This window comes from Streptomyces sp. NPDC001406 (assembly GCF_042895285.1).
Taxonomy (GTDB): domain Bacteria; phylum Actinomycetota; class Actinomycetes; order Streptomycetales; family Streptomycetaceae; genus Streptomyces.
The window spans coordinates 460163-479181 of the sequence record NZ_JBIAWG010000006.1; the positions used below are offsets into that span (position 1 = coordinate 460163).

The window sequence follows — 19019 nt, forward strand, 5'->3', positions numbered from 1 at the left end:
GTCGGGTCCTTTCCGTGCGCGGCCGGTCAGGCAGCGGCGACGCTGATGCGGTGCACGGTCCGGCCGACGCCCTCCGGGAGGTCGGTGGCCCGGTGGTAGGTGGTCGCGGTCTTCCAGATCAGCAGGTCGTCGGGCGTCCAGTGGTGCTCGTAGACGTGCGCGGGGTCCTGCACCAGGGAGTCGACCAGGTCGAAGAACTCGTCGTTGCCGTTGGCGTCGAGACCGACGACCGCTTCCATGTACTCCCGGGCGGCATACAGGAAGCGCCGGCCGGTGAAGGCGTCGCGGCGGACGACGGGGTGCTCGACCGCCGGGTACTCGTGGGCGACAAGGGCCCGCATCTCGGCGATGGACAGGCCCACGTGGCGGGGCTCGATGCGCTGCTGCCTGGTCAGGGTGTGCCGTCCGGTGAGGCCCTCCAGGCGGGTCTTCCACGCCTCGGGCAGCCGGTCGTGGACGTCGGTGGCGGACGCGAAGAGGGTGTGGCCGTGCTCCGCCGGCACGTTCACCCCGTGCAGCACCGTGTACTCGGCCGGGCGCGCGTTGTACGACGAGTCCTGGTGCCAGAAGTTTCCGACCCGGGGGACGCCGACGGGCTTGTTCTGCCGGCGCTCGTTGGAGGAGACGAGGATCTCGGCGAACTCCGGGTGGCGCCAGTCGCTCAGCAGGAAGGGGACGGGGGTGCCGAGGCGGGCGGCGAGCCCGATCTGCTGCTCGGGTGTCAGCCGGATGCCCCGGAGCACCACCAGGTCGCGCCGGTGGACGGAGTCGACGACGTCTGCGAAGAGTTCCTCGCTCCGCAGGTCCTCGTGGGTGACTCCGGTGTACTCGACGCCGATGAACGGGGTCAGATCGCGTCGGTGCATGAAGGTTCCTCCTTGTACCAGGTGTGGGGGCTGCTGCGGGCCACCGTCAGCAGGAGCCAGGCGACGCACAGGGCGCCGCCCGCGACGGCCCACGGGATACCGGGGGCGGACGGCCGGGCGAGCAGCAGGGAGAGGTGGGGCGCCAGGATGAAGGCGATGTTGACGCCGGTGGAGTAGAGGCTGAGGTTGCGGTCCGCCGAGGCCTCGCCGGACAACTCGCTGACGTAGCCGAGGAGCCCCGGGAACACGATGGTCTCCCCGGCAGTCCACACGAGCGTGGACAGGACGAGCGACGGGCCCGATCCGGACAGCGCCATCAGCAGGAACCCGGCGCCCGCGAGGCCGAAGCCCAGGAGCAGGGTGGGCAGGTGTCCCGTCCTGGCCATCCTTACGTTGAGGGGGACCTCGAACAGGACGATGCCCGCCGCGTTGACGGCGAAGACGACGCCCGCCCAGTACCCGGGCAGCCCCAGTCCGACGATGACGTAGGTGGAGACGAAGACGGACGGCAGCGAGTAGGCGAGCTGGACGGGCAACGAGAGACCGAAGATCGTCCAGAAGCGGGTCCGTTCGTACCGGGTGCGCGGGACGGCACCGGTCTTCGGGGTGTCGCGTCCTGCCGGGGCGGCGGACGGCGCTCCACGGGAGCGTGCCGCGAGGTGTCCGGCGGCGGTCAGGGCGCAGCCGGCGTTGGCCCAGAACACCAGCCGCGGCTCGACGGCGAAGAGCAGCCCGCCCGCGACGGGCCCGGCGGCCATGCCGAGGTTGATGGCGAGCCGGTAGCAGGAGAAGGCGACCTTCCGCTCCTCGGAACCGGCGGCGGCGACGGTCGCCGAGTACGCGGCCGGGGTGAAGATCTCGTATGCGAAGCCCCACACGACGACGGAGGCGACCAGCGGCGCCAGACCGTGCAGGAAGGGGAACACGGCCAGGACCGCCCCGTTGAGCACCAGGCCGCCCAGCATCAGCGCACGGGCGCTCACCCTGCCGAGCAGGACGCTCGCCGCCAGGTCGGCGCCGAGGGCGCCCACGCCGAAGCAGACGAGAACGGTGCCGGCCGTGCCCCTGCCCAGTCCCTCGTGCACCAGCAGGTGGGCGGCGAGGAACGGATAGGCCATCGTGCCCGTACGGAAGATCAGGGTGGTGAAGAACAGGGTGCGCAGCGGTGCGGGGAGCCCCGCGACGGCGCGGACGGTACGGGTGATCACGGAGTGCGCCCGCCCGCCGGGCGCCGGCGGGCGAACAACGCGCCCGGATTGAACAGGCCCGCGGGGTCGAGGGCGTCCTTCAGCTGCCGGTGGACCCGCATCGAGACGGGCCCCAGTTCCCTCTCCAGCCACTCGGTCTTGAGCTTGCCGATGCCGTGCTCGCCGGTGACGGTGCCGCCGAGCGACAGGGCGAGGGCGAGGATGGTGTCGAAGGCGCCGCGGGCACGGGCGTACTCCTCAGCCGAGGCCCTGTCGTACAGGACGGTGGGGTGCATGTTGCCGTCGCCCGCGTGGCCTACGACGGCCACGGTCAGTCCCTCCTGCGCCCCGATCCTCTCGCAGCCGGCCATGAGTTCGGCGATCCGGGTGCGGGGCACCGCCACGTCCTCGGTCAGGCAGGCGCCGCGCGCCTCCAGGGCCGGCAGGGACACCCGGCGGGCCCGGAGCAACAGACCACCCTCGGCCGGGTCCGTGGTCGCGTGCGTCCATTGCGCGCCGGTGTCCTTGAACAGCCGCTCCATGGAGTCCAGTTCGGCGGCTGCCTGCTCGCCGCCCGCGTCCGACTGGCACAGCAGCAGGGCGTTGCTGTCGCCCGCGCCGAGGTCCGCCCGCAGGTACTCGGCGGACGCCCGCAGGGAGGTGGCGTCCATGATCTCCATCAGGGAGGGCACCAGCCCGGCCCGGACCACGCGGTTGACGGCCTCCCCGGCCCGCTCGACGGAGTCGAAGGCGGCGACGATCGTGCCCGGCGCGGCGGGCAGCGGACGCAGCTTCAGCGTCGCCTCGGTGATGATCCCGAGCGTGCCCTCGCTGCCGACGAACAGCCGGGTCAGGTCGTAACCGGCCACGCCCTTGACGGTCCTGCGGCCCGTGGTGAGCAACGAGCCGTCGGCCAGGACGACTTCGAGGCCGAGGACGGCATCGCTGGTCACGCCGTACTTTCCGCAGCACAGGCCGCCAGCGTCCGTGGCGAGGTTGCCGCCGAGCGTGCACCATTCGAGGCTGGAGGGGTCCGGCGGGTAGAAGAGGCCGTGTGCGGCGGCCGCGTCCCGGAGCGTGCGGTTGACGACTCCGGGCTGGACGACGGCCAGGCGGTTGTCCGCGTCGAGTTCGAGGATCCGGTCCATCCGGGTGGTGACCAGGACGACGCATCCGTCCACCGCGTTGGCGCCGCCGGTCAGACCGCTGCCCGCACCGCGCGGGACGACGGGTACGCCGGCCTCGGCACACGCGCGGACGCAGGCCTGCACCCCGGCGGTGTCGGCGGGCAGCACCACGGCGAGGGGGCGGCCCGCCGGGGCGAGCGGCATCATGTCGCGGGCGTAGCCCTCGGTCGCGTCGGGATCGGTGAGCACGGCGGCACCGCCCAGCGCCTCCCGCAGCCGGTGGATCAGGCTCACGGGGTGCCGTCCTCGCCGCCGACGAGGATCGCGCGGGCGCCGGGCAGAGGTCCGCCGCCTCGTGGACGGCGTCGGCGAGCGCGACGGCCGGCTCGGTGTCGAGCAGCACGACGAGGCCGTCGCTCTCGTTCTGGTCGAAGACCTCGGGTGCCGACAGGACGCAGTGCCCGGCTCCGACACATCGCTCGGGTTCGAGGGTGATCTTCAAGGTGGTTGACTCCTTGGCGGTCAAGAGGGCGGACGGGCGGCCCGGATGCGGAGGTTTCACCAGGCCACGGGGAGTTCGTGGACGCCGTAGACGGCCATGTCCGACTTGAAGCGGATCTCCTCGACGGGCACGGCGAGCCGCAGTTCCGGCAGCCGGTGGGCGACGGCGTGGTAGGTCTCCTGGAGTTCGACCTTCGCCAGGGACTGGCCCAGGCACTGGTGCGGGCCGTAGCCGAAGGCGAGGTGGCCGTGGGCGCGTACGCCCGGGTCGAAGTCCTCGCCGGAGGGGAAGCGCGAGGGGTCCCGGTTGGCCACGTTGATCGCCGCGATCACCCCCTGCCCCGCCTTCACGAGACGGCCGCCCACCTCGACGTCCTCGGTGGCGATCCGGCGGATTCCCCGCTGGACGATGGTGAGGTGGCGCAGCAGCTCCTCCACGGTGTCCGCGAGCTGCCGGGGGTCCTCGTGCCCGCGCAGGGCAGCGAAGCGGCCGGGGTGGCGCAGCAGGGTGAGGATGCCGAGAGAGATCATGTTGGCCGTGGTGTCGTGCCCCGCCGTGAGCAGCAGCAGCGCCATCGCGCTCAGGGTGCGGCGGCTCATCGCCCCGGTGCGCACATGCCGGACCACCATGCGCCCGATGAAGTCGTCTCCCGGGTCCTTCTCCCGTGCGGCCACAAGGGATTCGAGGTAGTCCTGAAGTTCCTGACGGGCCGCGGCTGCGGTCTCGGTGGTGCCGGCCACTGCGTTCATGGTGTGGGTGAGCGAGCGGAACAGCTCCCGGTCCGCCAGGGGCACGCCGAGGAACTCGCAGATCACCGAGAGCGCGACGGGCAGCGCGAGATCGGCCACGAGGTCGGCGCGGCGCGGTCCGTCCAGCATCCGGTCGAGGCAGCCCGCGACGACGGCGCGCACGGCGGGGCGCCAGGATTCGGCCCGCCGGACGGTGAACTCGCCGAGCACCAGGCGGCGCAGCGCGTCGTGCTCGGGGTTGTCCATGATGAGCAGCGTCGGCTCGACGGCCGTCTCGGCGGCCGCGACGGCGCTGGAGAGCGGGTAGCCGGGGCGGCTCTTGTCGGCGCTGAACCGGGGGTCGCTCAGCACCAGCCGCGCGTCCTCGTAGCGGGTGAACAGCCAGGGGCGTACGCCGTTCCAGATCGGGACGCGGGGTACCTCCGGCTCGTCGCGCAGCCGGGTGACCTCCTCGGGCGGGGCGAACGGGCACTGGCGGGCCATGGGATACAGCACTTCCGTCATTCGCTCGTCTCTCCGGTCGGTGCGAGGTACTGCCACCAGCGGTCGACCACGGCGTCGTCCCAGTCGGGCGGGGTGATGCCGTGGGCGTGCAGGGCGGCGAGAGTGGCTTCGTTGCGGTAGCCGGCGGGTTGCGCCCGGTCGGGTGCGTCGCACAGCTCGCGCAGGTGCTCCCGGTAGGCCAGGGCGGGCAGTTCGGTGCCCCGGGCCACCGCGTCGTCCAGCCGCCCCAGCCAGGTGCGCAGGGCGACCGGGCGGGTGCGGGAGCCGGTGCGCCGGTCGTGGCCGGCGAGGAAGACACCGAGCCCGCTGCGGCGGGGATGGTGCAGATGGCCGACCGTGCCCGGCGGGGCGTCGGCGAGGGCCAGCGCCACCAGTGCGTGGGCCATCACGTCGACGGGCAGGGCGTCGGAGGCGAGGCCCGGGTGGTCGGGGTAGCAGCCGAGGGCGGCCGAACTCACCAGGAGCCGGGTGAGCATGTCGTCTCGGCTGAGCGCGCCGGTCGCCGAGCTGCCCCCCGCGCGGCCCAGCCGGTACGTCCGGGCGTCGGCTCCCCGTGCGACGGCCTGGCGGACGAGCTGTTCGGCGGCCCACTTCGCCGCGGCGTAGCCGCGTCCGCGCGGGTGGCGTTCGTGTTCGGTCGGTGTCGACTCGCTCAGGGTGCGCGTGCGGCCGTCCGGGGTGTGTTCGCGCAGCACGGCGAGCGTGGAGACGTAGTGGAAGCGGGCGGCCCGGCCCTCGGCGGCGATCCTCAGCAGTTCCTGGGTCCCGCCGACGTTCGCCGCGGCGAGGTGCTGGTAGCCGGAGAGGTGGTGGACCTCCGCGCCCAGGTGCAGGACGGTGGCCGCCGCACGGGCCGCTCCCTGCCCGGGAGTTCCCGCCAGTCCCAGACCGGGCAGCGTGAGGTCGCCGGGCAGCGGCACGATCCGGGGGTCGGCGGCGTCCAGGGCGAGCGCGTACCGGCGGGCCGCCTGCGCCAGCCGCGCGCGGGCAGCTTCGGGCGTCGCGGCGCGTACGAGGCACAGCACCGGTCCCTCCGTACGCTCCAGCAGCTCGCTCAGGACGTGGCTGCCGACGAACCCGGTGGCACCGGTGAGCAGGACGGAGTCCGTGCGGCGCGGCGCGGCGACGGGCCCGGCGAAGGTGATGCCGGGGTCGAGCACGACGTCTTCGGGGAGCACCGTCGCCGTCCGGGTGCCGGCGTCGGGGCGGGTGAGTGCGCGCGCGGTGGCCCTGACCGTCGGCTCGGCGAGGAAGTCCCGGACCGGTATCCGGTGGTCGTAGCGTCGTTCGAGCTCGCCGAGCAGCCGGATGACGCGCAACGAGTGCCCGCCGAGCGCGAAGAAGTCGTCAAACAGGCCGATGGCCGGGCCGCTGCCGAGGACCTCCCGCCACAGGGCCAGCAGTTCCTGTTCCAGCGGGCTCGCGGCGCGGCCGGTCTCCTCGGTGGGGCCGTGGTCGCGCGCGTGGGTCGCGAGGCGGACGGCGAGCGCGGTGCGGTCGGCCTTGCCGTGACTGCTGGTGGGGATGTGCGCGACCGGCACGACGAGCCGGGGCACCATGTGGCCGGGCAGGTGGCGGACGAGATGGGCCCGCGCCTCCTGCTCGTCGGCAGTGCCCACGTAGGCGACACCGAGATCGGCGTCGGGTCCTTGGCCGACAAGCACCGCGACGGCTTCACCGATGTGCTGATGGCGGGTCAGGGTCGCCTCGATCTCGCCGAGTTCGATGCGGAAGCCGCGCAGCTTGATCTGTCCGTCAAGTCGGCCCAGGTAGTCCAGGGTGCCGTCGGGCAGCCGCCGTGCCCGGTCCCCGGTGCGGTACAGGCGTCGGTCGCCGAGGACGGGGACGGTGGTGAACAGGTCGCGGGTGCGTTCGGGGTTGTTCCAGTAGCCGAGGGCGACTCCCGCGCCGCCCAACCAGAGTTCCCCCGGGACTCCCGTGGCGGCGAGCCTGCCGTGGCGGTCGATGACATGGGCGGTGGTTCCCGGCAGCGCCCGGCCGATCGGGATCCTGCCGCGGTCCTCGTCCGGTCCGGCCTCGTGGGTGGTGGCGAGGGTCGCCGCCTCGGTGGGGCCGTAGCCGTTGATGACGACGCGGCTTTGGGCGTAGTGGCGGGTGTCGTGCGGGTCGGCGGGCTCGCCGGCCACGATCAGGACCCGTACCGAAGCGAGGTCCGGTCGGCCCAGCGCGCGCAGGAGCGAGGGGACGATGACCATCACGGTCACGCCGTAGTCGCGCAGGGCCCGGACGAGTGCGGCGGGGTCACCGCGGGTGGCGTCCGCGCAGCAGACCAGGGTGCCGCCGGAGACGAGGGGCATGAACTGTTCGTAAACCGCCACGTCGAAGCCGGGCGAGGTGAGCTGCAGCCAGACGTCGTCCAGCGTGAACGGGTGGCGGGCGAGGCCGGCGTGCAGGGTGTTGACGACCGAGCGATGGGAGACGACGACGCCGCGCGGCCGGCCGGTGCTGCCGGACGTGTAGATGATGTAGGCGGGGTCGGTGGCGCAGGCCGCCGCCCGCGTGGGCGGGGACTCGTCCGAGGGGCGCACGAGCCGGTCGATGTCCACGACAGGCGGCAGGCCGTCCGTTTCCGTACCGGGTCGCAGCAGCCGGTCGGTGATGTCCTTCGAGGTCACCAGCGCCCGGGCCCGGGCGTCCGCGAGGACGTGGCGCAGCCGCTCGGCCGGATACGCCGGGTCGAGCGGGACGTAGGCGGCGCCGGTCTTGAGCACGCCGAGGACGGCCACGATCAGCAGGGGCGTGCGCTCCAGGCAGAGAGCGACGCGCTCACCGGGGCCCGCGCCCCGGGCGAGGAGCCGGTTGGCCATCTCGTCGGAGAGTCGGTCGAGTTCGCGGTAGGTGAGGGCGGTGTCCTCCCCCACCACGGCGGTCTTGCCGGGGTGGGCGGCGGCCGTACGGGCGAACAGCGAGGTGAGGGTGGCGTCCGGGTGGGCCGGGAGCCGCTCGGACGCCGGTGCGGCCAGGAGCCGGCCGCGTTCGCCGGGTTCGAGCAACTCGATGTCGCGCAGGGCGGTGTCCGGACCGGCGTCGGCGAGCCGGCCCAGTACCGCGACCAGCTGGCTCGCGAGTCGCTCGACGGTGTCCCGGCGGTAGAGGTCGGTGCTGAACTCCACGTCGAGAGCGAGTCCTTGGGACGACTCCTGGAAGGTGAAGGTCAGCTCGAACTTTGCGGTGTCGTCCTCGGTCGGCGGCTGGGGCTCGACGGGCGCGGAGCCCAGCCGGAGCGGGCGGGGCGGGTGCTGCTGGTGGTTGACGACCACGCGGAAGGGGCTGGATCCGCGGGACACACCCGAGGCGCCGAGTTCCCGGCACACCGTCTGGAAGGGCACGTGGTGGTGGGCGTGTGCGGCGGCGCATGCCTCCCGGACCTGCCGGAACAGGGTGACGACCGGTGTGTCCGCGGTGGCCTCGACCCGGATCGGCAGCAGGTTCACGAAGTAGCCGACGAGGTCCTCGGTACCGGCCCGCCCGCGGCCCGTCGCCAGGCTGCCGAGGCACAGGGAGTCGCGTTCGGCGTGTGCGGCGAGGACGGTGTACACGCCGGCCAGGCAGAACATGAAGCGGCTGATGCCATGCCGGCGGGCGGCCTCGGCGTACCGGGCGCTCTCGGCGGCGTCGATCCACAGCCGGACGCGGTCACCGGCGCCGCTGAGCAGGGCCGGCCGGGGGTGATCGGTGACGAGGTCGGCAGTGGCCGCGCCGCCCTTCAGGGCGCCGCGCCAGAACTCCAGCGCGGCGTGCTCGCGTTCCGGCAGACGGGCCAGGGTCTCGCGCACATGGTCGGCGAAGGTCCGCCGAAGCGGCGGGAGTTGAGCCTCCAGGTCGTCGTAGAGAGCCGACAGCTCGGTGAAGAAGAGGTCGAGGGACCAGTCGTCGGCGAGGATGTGGTGGATGTCGAAGTGGACGACAGCGGCGGACTCGTCGAGGGTGACCACCAGGGTGCGGACGAGCGGGGACGCCTCGCCGGCGGCCGCCCCGGCGGCGATGAGCGCGCGGATCCGATGCTGCCGCTCGGCCGGCGGCATCCGGGTCATGTCGTGGTGGTCCACGGCGGCGCCGGGATCCGCGTCCGGCGTCTGCCACCAGCCGTCGGCGTCCTGCCGGACGACGGTGCGCAGGGCCGTCTGCCGCTGCCCGAGCCGGGTGAGCGCACGGCGCAGCCGGGGTACGTCGACCTGCCCCCGTACCAGGAAGGTGCGGGAGATGACGTACCGATTCCCGGGCCTGGCCTGCTGCTCGAACCAGATGCCCTCCTGCCCGGGCAGGAGCGGAACGCGGCCGTGTGTGTCCGGCTGCCGCTCGGCGGCCCGTGCGGTGCAGGTGCCGTCGGGCTGCCGCTCCACGGCGGGTGACGTGCCGGTCCCGGCCGGCACGGCGGCGTCGACGAGCGCGGCGAGCCCGCGCACCGTGGCCGCCCGGAACAGGTCCCCGACCGACAGGGCCACACCGGTCGCGCGCTCCAGGCGGGCCAGTACGCCTATGGCGGTGAGCGAGTCGCCGCCCGCGGCGAGGAAGTCGTTGTCCGTGCCGACCGAGGAGCCCAGCGCCTCCTGCCACAGGTCCGCCACGACCTTCTCGGTGGGTGTGTCCGGGAGGCCGGGCCCGGCCATGTCGGGCGCCCGCCCGGCCAGTTGGGCGAGGGCGGGCCGGTCGGTCTTGCCGTTCGGGGTGACCGGCAGCTGCGCGAGCGCCGTCACCGTCGCCGGGACCTGCGGCGACGGCAGAAGTGTCGCCGCGTGGGCGATGAGGTCCGGCTCGGCGGCCACGTCCCGGAGGACGACGAACGCCGCGAGCCTGCGCCGTTCGCCGGTGCCGTGCGCCACCACGGCGGCCTCGCGGACCGCGGGATGGGCGAGCAGGGCCCGTTCCGTCTCGACCGGTTCGACCCGGTGGCCCCGGATCTTGACCTGGTCGTCGGTGCGGCCGAGGAAGGCGAGGTTGCCGTCCGGCAGCAGCCGGACCCGGTCGCCGGTGAGGTAGGCGGTGCGGTCGGGCCGGCCGGGTTCGGGGACGAAGCGGTCGGAGGTGAGGTCGGGCCGGCCCAGGTAGCCGCGGGCCACGCCCGGCCCGCCGACGCAGAGTTCGCCCTCCTCGCCGGGGGCGACAGGCCGCCGGTCGGAGTCGACCACGTGGACGGTGGCATCGGCGAAGGGACGGCCGATCGGCACGTCCGGCCAGTCTGCGGCATAGGGGTGCTGGGCGTCGAGCACCAGCCAGCAGGCGTAGACCGTGGTCTCCGTGGGCCCGTAGCCGTTGGCGATCCGGCAGCCGGGCAGCTCGCGCAGTGCCGCGCGCACGGCCTTCGCCGAGGCCCGGTCACCGCCCGACACGCACAGCCGCAGTCCGCGCAGCGCGTCGGTGATGTGCTCCATGGCGAGCGCGAACAGCGGTGCGGCGAGCCGCAGCACGCTCACCCGGTGCCGGCGCACCTCCCGCCCGATGTCGTGGATGCCGGGCCGGGCGGCTTCGGGCAGGACGAGGGTGGCCCCGTTCAGCAGGGCGCCCCAGATCTCGAAGACGGACGGGTCGACATGGAGGGGGGCGAGCTGGAGCACCACGTCGTCGGGCCGGAACCCCGCCTCCGGGGCCCGGGCGAGCGTGAGGACGCCACGGTGTTCCACCTGTACGCCCTTGGGCCGCCCGGTGGTGCCCGAGGTGGCGATGACGTAGGCAAGCGTGTCCGGGGCGCTCGGCGCGACGGCGAGGGGTGCGGGGTCCGGCATCGTCGCGTCGACGGTCAGGATCCGCACCCCCGGCAGCAGCGTGCGCAGCCGGCAGGCCTCGGTGGGTGCCACGCAGAGCGTGCGCAGGCCGAACTCCTCCACCAGGGCATGCAGTCGAGCGTCGGGCGCGTCCGGGTCGAGGGGCACGTAGGCGCATCCGGCGAGGACCGCGCCGAGGACGGTGGCGACGGTCCCCGCGGACCGGGGGGCACGGATGCCGACGGGTGCGCCGACGGCCCCGGCACGGCCGAGCCGGTCCGCGACGGACGCGGCCCAGCCGGCCATGTCGCGGTAGGTCAGGCGGAGGTCGCCGTGGACGAGCGCGGTGTGCTCGGCGCGGGCGCGTACGACGTCGGCGAAGGCGTCGCCGAGGGTGTGGGCTCTGGCTGCGTTCATGTGCTCTGGTTCAGTGCTCCTGGCCGAGGGCCTCGACCACGCTGGCGGTGTCGTAGAGGTCCAGGTAGCGGGAGATCAGACCGTCGCGCACGGTGAAGACGTTCATCCACTGGGCCTCGTAGCGGCGGTCGTTGGCGAGCACCCGGGTGCGGCTGACGCCGAGGACGACGACCCGGTCGCCCGCGTCCAGGTAGTCGTACGCCACGCACTCCTGCACCTGGATCAGATCGCGGACGATGGTGAAGAACTGCCTGAATCCCTCGACGCCCCGGTACGTGCCCGCCCAGGGCAGGGACTTCGGACCGTGGTAGACCCACTCGAAGTCGTCGGTGAGGAGGGCCTCGATGTCCGTCAGCCGTCGTTCGTCGAAGAGCTGGAAGAAACGGCGGACGACGTCGACGTTCTGCTGGCTCATACGGTGCTCCTAGCGGTGGTCAGGGTGCGCGCGACGGCGCGTGCCCGTTCGCCCAGACGGAAGAGGCCCACCTGGGCGAGGAGGCGGTACGGGGAGGTGCGCGAGAGTTCTCGGGCCCCGCGCATCACCTGGCGGATCTCGTCCTCGGTGGCGACGAGCGGCAGCAGGAAGACGTCGTAGACGACGAAGGCCCTGGCCCGGGTGATCCACCAGATGATCAGGGCGAAGGTCATCCACTCGCCCTCGGGGTCGACGACGCGGCGCAGCGGTCCGGGCACACGGGGTTCGAAGCGGCCCAGCAGGCCCTCGGCGAAGCGGCGCCCGACGACGCCGGCGGGGCCGGTGTCCATCGCGGCGATCCCCTCGTCCACCACGGCGGACAGGGCCGCTACCCGCCGGTCCAGGTGCAGTGCGTCGACCTGGGCGACGGCCTGCAGCGAGAAATGGGCACCGAGCTGGTGGGCGTGCCGGGTGCGTAGTTCCTCGACGAGCTGCGGAGCGGTGCGGCGGGCAGCCTCGTGGACGGCGTCGGAGACCAGGGCGGCTCCGGTCGGGAAGCAGCCGTAGCTGAGCGCCTTCGACAGGCTCATCAGGTCGATCTCGGGCAGCCTGCCCTGGTGCGCGAACCGGGTGCCGCAGCGGTAGTACGAGGTGAGGATTTCATCGACGCCGACCAGGTACCCGTGCGGCTCGCGGCCCTCGGAGACGGCGTCGAGCAGCGCGGTGGGAATGGGCGCGTAGGAGTCGGAGCTGCCGTGGACGAGTTCGATCCAGACCAGGCCGACCTCTCCGGTCGCCGCCTCCTTGCGGAACTCCTCGGCGGCGTGCGGGGTGTACGGGTCGATGTAGCGGATGTCCTCGTACAGCGGCCCGAACGGGGCACGGGTGCGCTCGGCCGCGGTGGCCAGCAGGGACACCAGAGTCTTGCCGCCGTAGTTGTGCTTGAAGACCACGATCCGGCGCTGCTCGGGGCGGGCCAGCCGGGCCAGGATGAACGCGCTCTCCACCGCAGAGGCGCCGCTGACGGCGGGGTAGGTGTGGGGCAGCCCGGTGTCCCGGGCGAGGACACGCTGGAGTTCGGCGACATAGTCGCGCTCCGTGTCGTGTGTGCGGACGACGTCGGTGAGGGCGTCGACGGGGTTGTGGCCGGCCACGCCGAGACCCGCACCGCACAGCCCGTCGACGAGTTCGAGGCGGCGGCCCGAGTCCAGCTGGACGGTGAGCCGGGAGCCCTTGGCGCGTACGACGTGGAGGGCGCCCCGCAGCTTGCGGTGCATCCGGGCGGTCATCGGGTTGACGTGCCGGGCGTACAGGTCGAGGGTGCGCTGCCAGTCGTGGGCGGTGGCGGCCAGGACGCGGTGCACGGCGTGCCGTTCGTCCCAGCGCCCCAGCAGCCGGTCCTTGACCGCGCGCATGGCGACGGTGTTGCCGCCATAGGTGTTGGAGTGCAGGAATCCGGTCGAGGGGGTGGACCAGGGCGCGAACAGGTCGGGGCTGCCCGCGAAGGCGCCGAAGGGCACCTCGTAGCCGGTGAGCGACTCGCCGAGGACGAAGAGGTCGGGTCGCAGGGCGCGGACGGTGCCGGACGGCGGGGCCAGCGGATCGACGTCGGACAGGTCCAGGGCGATGCGGGCGCCGCGGGCCCGGACGTCGCGGACGAGCGCCGCCAGATCGGCCAGGTCGTCCGCGCCGAGTCGCTCCGTGCCGCGCAGCATCAGGCCGCAGTGGTCGGCGCCGGCGGCGGCCGTGCGCAGGGCGGCAAGGGTGGAGTGGCTGTGGAGCCCGGGGGCGAGCGCTCGGTCGGGGCCGTCGCCGAGCGGGTCGGCGCGGCGGGCGAGTGTGCCATCGGGATCGAGGACGAGAACGCGTCCGTGGTGCCGGGCCGCGGAATCGGCCGAGCGGTGGCGCAGCAGCTTGACCGCTCCGTGGAGGGCTTCGTAGCGAGAGTTGGCGAAGAAGCTGCGGTAGGCCGCGGGGGTCCCGGGGCCGCCGAGTTCCCGCAGGAACTCGCTGATCAGGTGGCCGGCGTGGGCGGAGTCGGCGGTCACGAACCAGGAGGGCATCGCGAAGATCGGATGCTCCTGTTCGATGAGGTCGCGCAGAGCGGTGAGGGTGTTGCGACCTGCGGGGCGGAACACGGTGGTGGCCGTGGGGGACGCGACGTCGTGGTTCTGGAACATGGCGGCACCTGGGCTCGAATCGGGTTCGGGCGATTTCGTCGGTCCGCGGCCCGGTCGTCGAACTCCCTTCTGCCTCGCGAGGAGTTGGACGACCAAGCCGCGGGAGCGGGCGACGGGAGAGCGTTGTCAGGCGCGTTCTCCCGCCGCCCGCGTTCTCAGGAGGCCGTCACGCGCTGTGCGTCGGCCTGCTCGCCGCCCCAGGTCAGGGTGACGGCGGCGGTGGAAGGTGCGGTGGGCGTCGCCAGCCAGCCCAGGAGCGTGTCTCCCCAGCAGACGGCGAGCGCCGCGGTCCCTGCGGGCAGATCGACGGCCCAGTCGCCGTCGGCGCCGGTGATCCGGTCGTCCGCGCCGGTGGGGTTGAAGACGCCGATCACGCGCGTCCCGTCGGAGCCCGTCCTGGTGAGGGCGACGGCGCGGCGTTGGGCGGACGTCCAGCGTGGGGCGTCCGTGCCCAGCCCGGCGACGAAGCCGGCCACGGCACCGTGGGCGGGGACGCCCGCGGCGACGGTGAGTTCGCCGGGTGCGGTGCTCGCGCCGGGGTGACCCGCGCGGAGCACGCCGAGGGGCCCGGTGGCGTCCTGTGCGGTGCGGGGCGGGGCCTCGTCGAGCCAGCGCAGGCCCACCAGCCGGTGGGTGTCCCGCAGCTGCTCGTGGACGGCCTCGGTGAGTTCCCGCAGTACGGTCTTCCCCTCCCGCTGCCAGGCGCCGGCCTCCGCCAGGGCGCGGTCGACGAGCAGATCCGCGTCGCGGTCGAGCCGACTGTCGGCCAGGGCCGCGCCGTGCCGGTCGAGGAAGCGGGTGAGCAGCAGCAGGCTCTCCGCGGTGGGGTTGTGCTCGCCGGCCTCCGTGAGGGGCGCACCGGGGCAGTACGGCGGTGCGTGGAGGGCGGGGTCGACGCCTTCGGCGCGCAGCCCCTCCGGGTCCATGTCGATCAGCTCGCCCCAGGTGCCCGCCGCGCAGGCGGTGTAGACGCTGACCGTGGTGGATCCGAGCGTCAGGGCCAGCAGGGCGTTGAACAGGGGTGTGCGCGGACCGGCGAATGTCTCGTCGTCCCAGGTGAAGCCCCAGTTGGCCTCGAGCACATCGGTGCCGCCCAGCAGGATCTCGCCGAGGTGCGTGGCGAAGGCCTCCGGGCTCTGTGCCGGGTTGCCCACCCACTCGGTGTGCCCGATCAGATGCCGGGAGCCCTTGAGGGCGCGGTGGCGGGCGGCCCAGGCGTCGATGGTGGCGTCCGGTCCGATGGCGCGGGCCAGGGGCACGTTGGCCACGCGGGCCGGGCCGGCCGGGAACAGGTCGGAGATCCAGTCCCACAGCCCGGCGATGGCCTCGCCGGACCAGCGCGACCACAGCAGCCGCAGTGCGCTGGGCCAGTCGGCGAGTTCGTCGCCGGCGCGCGCCGCCTCGTCGGTCAGTCCGCGGGCGGACAGCCAGCGGGCGAACTCCTCGCGGGCCGCCGGGGAGGCGTCCTGGGCGTCGATGGCGATGTGCACGTCACCGGACATGCCCTCGTTGCCCAGCTGGAGCGCGACGACGGGGCCCCGGGGGGCGGCCGTGGGTGACACGACCTCGCCGGCCACGGCCCGCAGCCAGGTGGCGACCTCGTCCTTGACGGCCGGGTCGAGGAGGCTGGGCAACGGCTTGGCCTGGGAGGTGAGCAGGTCGCCGGTCAGCCCCTGGTAGGGCGTGTGGCCGGAGCCGCACAGCCGGTCGGGGAGCCCGCCGAGCTGTACTTCCGCGTGGATGAAGGGGCCGGGCTTGACCAGGACGGCCAGGCCCGCCTCGGCGGCGAGGCCGATCAGCCGTACGACGTCGCGCTGCGGGTCGGTCTTGCCGTGGAAGTCGAACGCGCGCTGCTCGCCCTCGCCGGTCTCGTGGAGCCGCCAGGGCAGGTAGAACGAGACGACGTCGACGCCGAGGGAGCGCAACTCCAGCAGATTGCCTGCCCAGTTGGCCGGATCGGCCCGGTAGTAGGGGTACTCGCCGATGACGACGGGGCGGTCCGTGCCGGGGATCAGGGCCGTGTTCAGCCGGGCGCTCATACGGTGCCCCCGTCCTGGTCCGGTATGAGGACGACCTTGAGCGCGGCGTAGTCGGCGCCCGGCACCGCGGCAAGGGCCTTGAAGGCCTCCGCGTGGTCCTCCAGCGGGAAGCGGTGAGTGATCAGCCGCTCCAGCGGGATCGAGCGTGCCAGCTCGACGGCCTTGGGGAAGATCATGCTGTTGTAGTCGCCGGCGCCGATGATCTGCAGTCCGCGCTGGAGGATCTGCAGCGGACGCACGGTGGCGGTGGCGTTGCTGTTGAAGCCCATGACGACGACCCGTCCCCGCTGGGCGGCGTAACCGAGGCTCTGCTCCAGGAGGTTGCCGACGGAGTCGACGACCAGGTGGCCGCGGTGGGTGAGTTCGGCGTCGTCCGGGGAGTGGAGGGTGATCCGGCCCTCGAACTCGGGGGCGGCGAAGATCTCCCGGTCCAGCGACTGACGGACCGGGTCGGGCTCGACGACCAGGACCCGGGCGCCGTAGCGGGCGGCGGCCATGGCGGTGACGGTGCCCATCGGACCGCCACCGACGATCACCACGGTCTCGCCCGGCTGGAGCCGGCCGGCCTCGATGTTGTTGAGGGCGCAGGCGAGCGGTTCGACCACGACGGCCCGGTCGAAGCTCATCCCGTCGGGTATCGCGTGGCAGAACAACTCGGGCAGGCGCATGAACTCGGCGAAGGAGCCGTCGTAGTCGAGCCCGACCTCGGTGCCCGCCTTGTTGCCGCAGAAGTTCCAGTGGCCTTCCAGGCACGTGGCGCAACTGCCGCAGTACAGAGTGGGGTTGACGATGACCCGGTCACCGGGTGCGAAGCGGGTCACGCCGGGGCCCGTGGTCTCGACGACGCCGACGGCCTCGTGTCCCATCACCACCCCGGCCTCGGCCGGGAACTTGCCGACGAGCACGCTGCGGTCGGTGCCGCAGATACCGCTCTGGACGATGCGGATGACGACGTCCGTCGCCTCGCGAGGTTCCGGCTTGGGCCGGTCGACCAGCTCCAGAGAGCGGTCTTCGGTCAGCGTGAGCGCCTTCATGCGTCCCCCTTGGCGGCCGGGGTGGTGCCACGGCCCGGTTCCCAGCGGATGGAGTCGATCAGTTGCTTGTGCAGTTCGGGCGTCGCCGCGGCGATGCACGACTTCTGGTTCAGCGGCCCGAGGTCGACCAGCGAGGTCGGGCCCAGGTCGTCGCCGTAGGCGTCGGTGATCACGACACCGGCCTGCTTGGCGAGGTAGACCGCGGCGGCGATGTCGTACGGGAACAGGTGCAGGATCGAGCCGCGTCCGACGCGCAGGAACTCGGCCTCGGTGTCGGGGTGGTCGCGCAGGATCCGGTTGCCGATGTCGACGTAGGCGTCGAGTTGTCCGGTGATGATGCGGGAGATGGAGAAGCTGGCGCTGTTGAAGACGAACACGCCGCCGGTGTTGGACGACTGGTCCACGAGGTGGGAGTAGGCCGCGTCCATCAGGTGCATGGGGTGGCCGTTGAACTCGATGGACCAGAACATCTTCGCCAGGTCGGTGGTCCGGCTCAGCCGCGGTACGGCGGTGGGGTGACCGCCGCTGGAGAGGCCCTCGGTGTCGTCACCGTAGATCCATGCGCCGCTCTTGATCTCCAACAGGAAGGCGGCGGTGACGTCGGCGAGGGTCGGCTTGCCGTCGCCGTAGGGGGCCGCGGCGATGGAGACCACGCCCATCTCGAGGCCGGCCGAGGTGGGGCGGGTGCCGTCGATGGGGTCGACGACGAGCAGATACTGCGGGTCGGGGGCGAGTTCGACGAAGGCGCCGTCCTCGGTGTAGACGGCGACGGGCACCTCGGCGTGGGCGCGCAGGTAGTCCAGGACGGCCTTCTCGGCCACCTCGTCGACGTCGAACTGGGCGTCGCCGCCGGGGGAGTCGCCGTGCACCTGGCGGGCCAGGCCCAGCTCGCCGTAGGTCAGCAGCTCGGCGCGGACGTGTTCGCCGAGACCCTTGAGTAGATTCTTCACTGGGCGAGCTCCGACATGAAGAGGTTCTCCAGCTTGTCGCAGATCTCCCCGGCCTGAGCCATCGTCAGGATCAGCGGAGGACGGATCTTGAGGACGTTTCCGTAGCCGTAGCGCGAGGTGCGCAGGATGAGGCCGTGGTCCATGGCCGCGCTCGCCAGGTGGTTGGTGAGCTTTACGGCCGGCTTGCCGTCGGGCTCGCACATCTCGAAGCCGATCATCAGGCCGACACCGCGGACGTCGCCGATGGCCGGATAGCGCAGCTGCATGTCGCGAAGTCGCTCGAGAATATAGTCGCCGGCATTCCTGACATTCGCGAGGAATTCCGGCTGCCGCACGATGTCGAGGGTGACGTTCGCGGCCGCGGCGGCAAGGAGATTCGAGCCGTAGGTGAAGGAGTGGTGATGCGCGGGAAGCCCGGAAAGACGGTCGTTGGTGAGAATGGCGGCGACCTGCGCGCCGGAACCACCGAGGCCCTTCGCCGTGGTGATGGCGTCCGGCTCGACATCGAAATGCTGGGCCGCGAACATATGCCCCGTACGGCCGATGCCCGTCTGGATCTCGTCGAAGATGAGGGCGATGTCGTGTTCGTCGCAGAAGGCCCGCAGTTTCTGCATGTAGCCGTCCGGCGGCATGATGTTCCCGCCGTTTCCGGAAATCGGCTCGATCAGTACGGCCGCGACCCGGCCGCTGCTCGCGTACTCGATGAAGTCGTCGATGCGGTCGACGCACATCAGGCCGCAGGTTTCCTTGTTCTGCCCGTAGAAGCAGCGGAAGCAGTACGGGTCGGGGACCTGCAGGCTGCCTGGGTACAGAAGCGGGAACGGCTCGCGCCGGAAAGCGTTTCCTGACATCGATGCCATCATCATCGTCTGTCCCACATGGCTGCGGAATAACGTGATGACCTCGGACTTTCCGGTGGCGTGCTGGGCCATCTTGATGGCGCCCTCATTGGCGGACGACCCGCCGGAGACCTTGGGGTGGACCCGGGTCAGATTGGCCGGCGAGGTCTCCACGAGCCGCTGCACGAGCCCGTTGATCGGATCGCTCTGGTACGAGGAGGTGAGATGGACCACCTTGTCGAGCTGGTCCTTCATCGCCGCGATCACGGCGGGGTGGGAGTAACCGAGGCTGAGATTGAACGTCGCCGACGCGCAGTCCAGGTAGCGGTTTCCGTCGGCATCGTACAGATAGACGCCTTCACCCCGCTCCATCTTTTGCGCGCTGACGGGATAATAGAGGTGATCGGTGACGGTCTTGGTATCCATCATTTCCCCCTGGGGCAGACACGAAAGCACATGCCTGTTCACGTTTCTGTGTGGTCGAAGA

General features: G+C 72.3%; 11 protein-coding genes and 1 pseudogene. All 12 read right to left on the bottom strand.

What is annotated here, in order from left to right:
- Window positions 1-26: 26 nt before the first annotated feature.
- A complete protein-coding gene (locus ACFY1J_RS17560; RefSeq protein ID WP_390731470.1) occupies window positions 27-866 on the bottom strand; it encodes a TauD/TfdA dioxygenase family protein in 840 nt (279 codons plus the stop codon).
- A complete protein-coding gene (locus ACFY1J_RS17565) occupies window positions 848-2074 on the bottom strand; it encodes an MFS transporter (RefSeq protein ID WP_390731471.1) in 1227 nt (408 codons plus the stop codon). Before ACFY1J_RS17565 ends, ACFY1J_RS17560 begins: the two co-directional genes overlap by 19 nt.
- Window positions 2071-3474, bottom strand: coding sequence for an FAD-binding oxidoreductase (locus tag ACFY1J_RS17570; RefSeq protein ID WP_390731472.1), 1404 nt, complete (start codon window positions 3472-3474; stop codon window positions 2071-2073). Before ACFY1J_RS17570 ends, ACFY1J_RS17565 begins: the two co-directional genes overlap by 4 nt.
- A gap of 94 nt (window positions 3475-3568) precedes the next feature.
- Window positions 3569-3742, bottom strand: a pseudogene (locus ACFY1J_RS17575) (ferredoxin); the annotation flags it as partial.
- Window positions 3739-4935, bottom strand: a complete 1197-nt coding sequence (locus ACFY1J_RS17580; RefSeq protein WP_390731473.1) for a cytochrome P450 — start codon at window positions 4933-4935, stop codon at window positions 3739-3741. The pseudogene ACFY1J_RS17575 and the gene ACFY1J_RS17580, both read right to left, overlap by 4 nt.
- The gene (locus ACFY1J_RS17585) at window positions 4932-11075 is read right to left on the bottom strand and encodes an amino acid adenylation domain-containing protein (RefSeq protein ID WP_390731474.1); all 6144 of its coding nucleotides are present in this window, start codon (window positions 11073-11075) and stop codon (window positions 4932-4934) included. Before ACFY1J_RS17585 ends, ACFY1J_RS17580 begins: the two co-directional genes overlap by 4 nt.
- A 10-nt stretch (window positions 11076-11085) precedes the next feature.
- A complete protein-coding gene (locus ACFY1J_RS17590; RefSeq protein ID WP_390712681.1) occupies window positions 11086-11490 on the bottom strand; it encodes a nuclear transport factor 2 family protein in 405 nt (134 codons plus the stop codon).
- The gene (locus ACFY1J_RS17595) at window positions 11487-13670 is read right to left on the bottom strand and encodes an aminotransferase class III-fold pyridoxal phosphate-dependent enzyme (protein WP_390712680.1); all 2184 of its coding nucleotides are present in this window, start codon (window positions 13668-13670) and stop codon (window positions 11487-11489) included. Before ACFY1J_RS17595 ends, ACFY1J_RS17590 begins: the two co-directional genes overlap by 4 nt.
- Window positions 13671-13825: 155 nt before the next feature.
- Entirely contained in the window at window positions 13826-15709 is a 1884-nt protein-coding gene (locus tag ACFY1J_RS17600; protein ID WP_390731475.1) for a beta-galactosidase, read from the bottom strand.
- On the bottom strand, window positions 15706-16743 hold the full coding sequence (locus ACFY1J_RS17605) for a zinc-binding dehydrogenase (protein WP_390731476.1): 1038 nt from the start codon (window positions 16741-16743) through the stop codon (window positions 15706-15708). Before ACFY1J_RS17605 ends, ACFY1J_RS17600 begins: the two co-directional genes overlap by 4 nt.
- The gene (locus tag ACFY1J_RS17610) at window positions 16740-17693 is read right to left on the bottom strand and encodes an inositol monophosphatase family protein (RefSeq protein WP_390712677.1); all 954 of its coding nucleotides are present in this window, start codon (window positions 17691-17693) and stop codon (window positions 16740-16742) included. Before ACFY1J_RS17610 ends, ACFY1J_RS17605 begins: the two co-directional genes overlap by 4 nt.
- Window positions 17690-18958, bottom strand: coding sequence for an aspartate aminotransferase family protein (locus tag ACFY1J_RS17615; RefSeq protein ID WP_390712676.1), 1269 nt, complete (start codon window positions 18956-18958; stop codon window positions 17690-17692). The genes ACFY1J_RS17610 and ACFY1J_RS17615 overlap by 4 nt, the downstream gene beginning before the upstream one ends.
- Window positions 18959-19019: the final 61 nt, after the last annotated feature.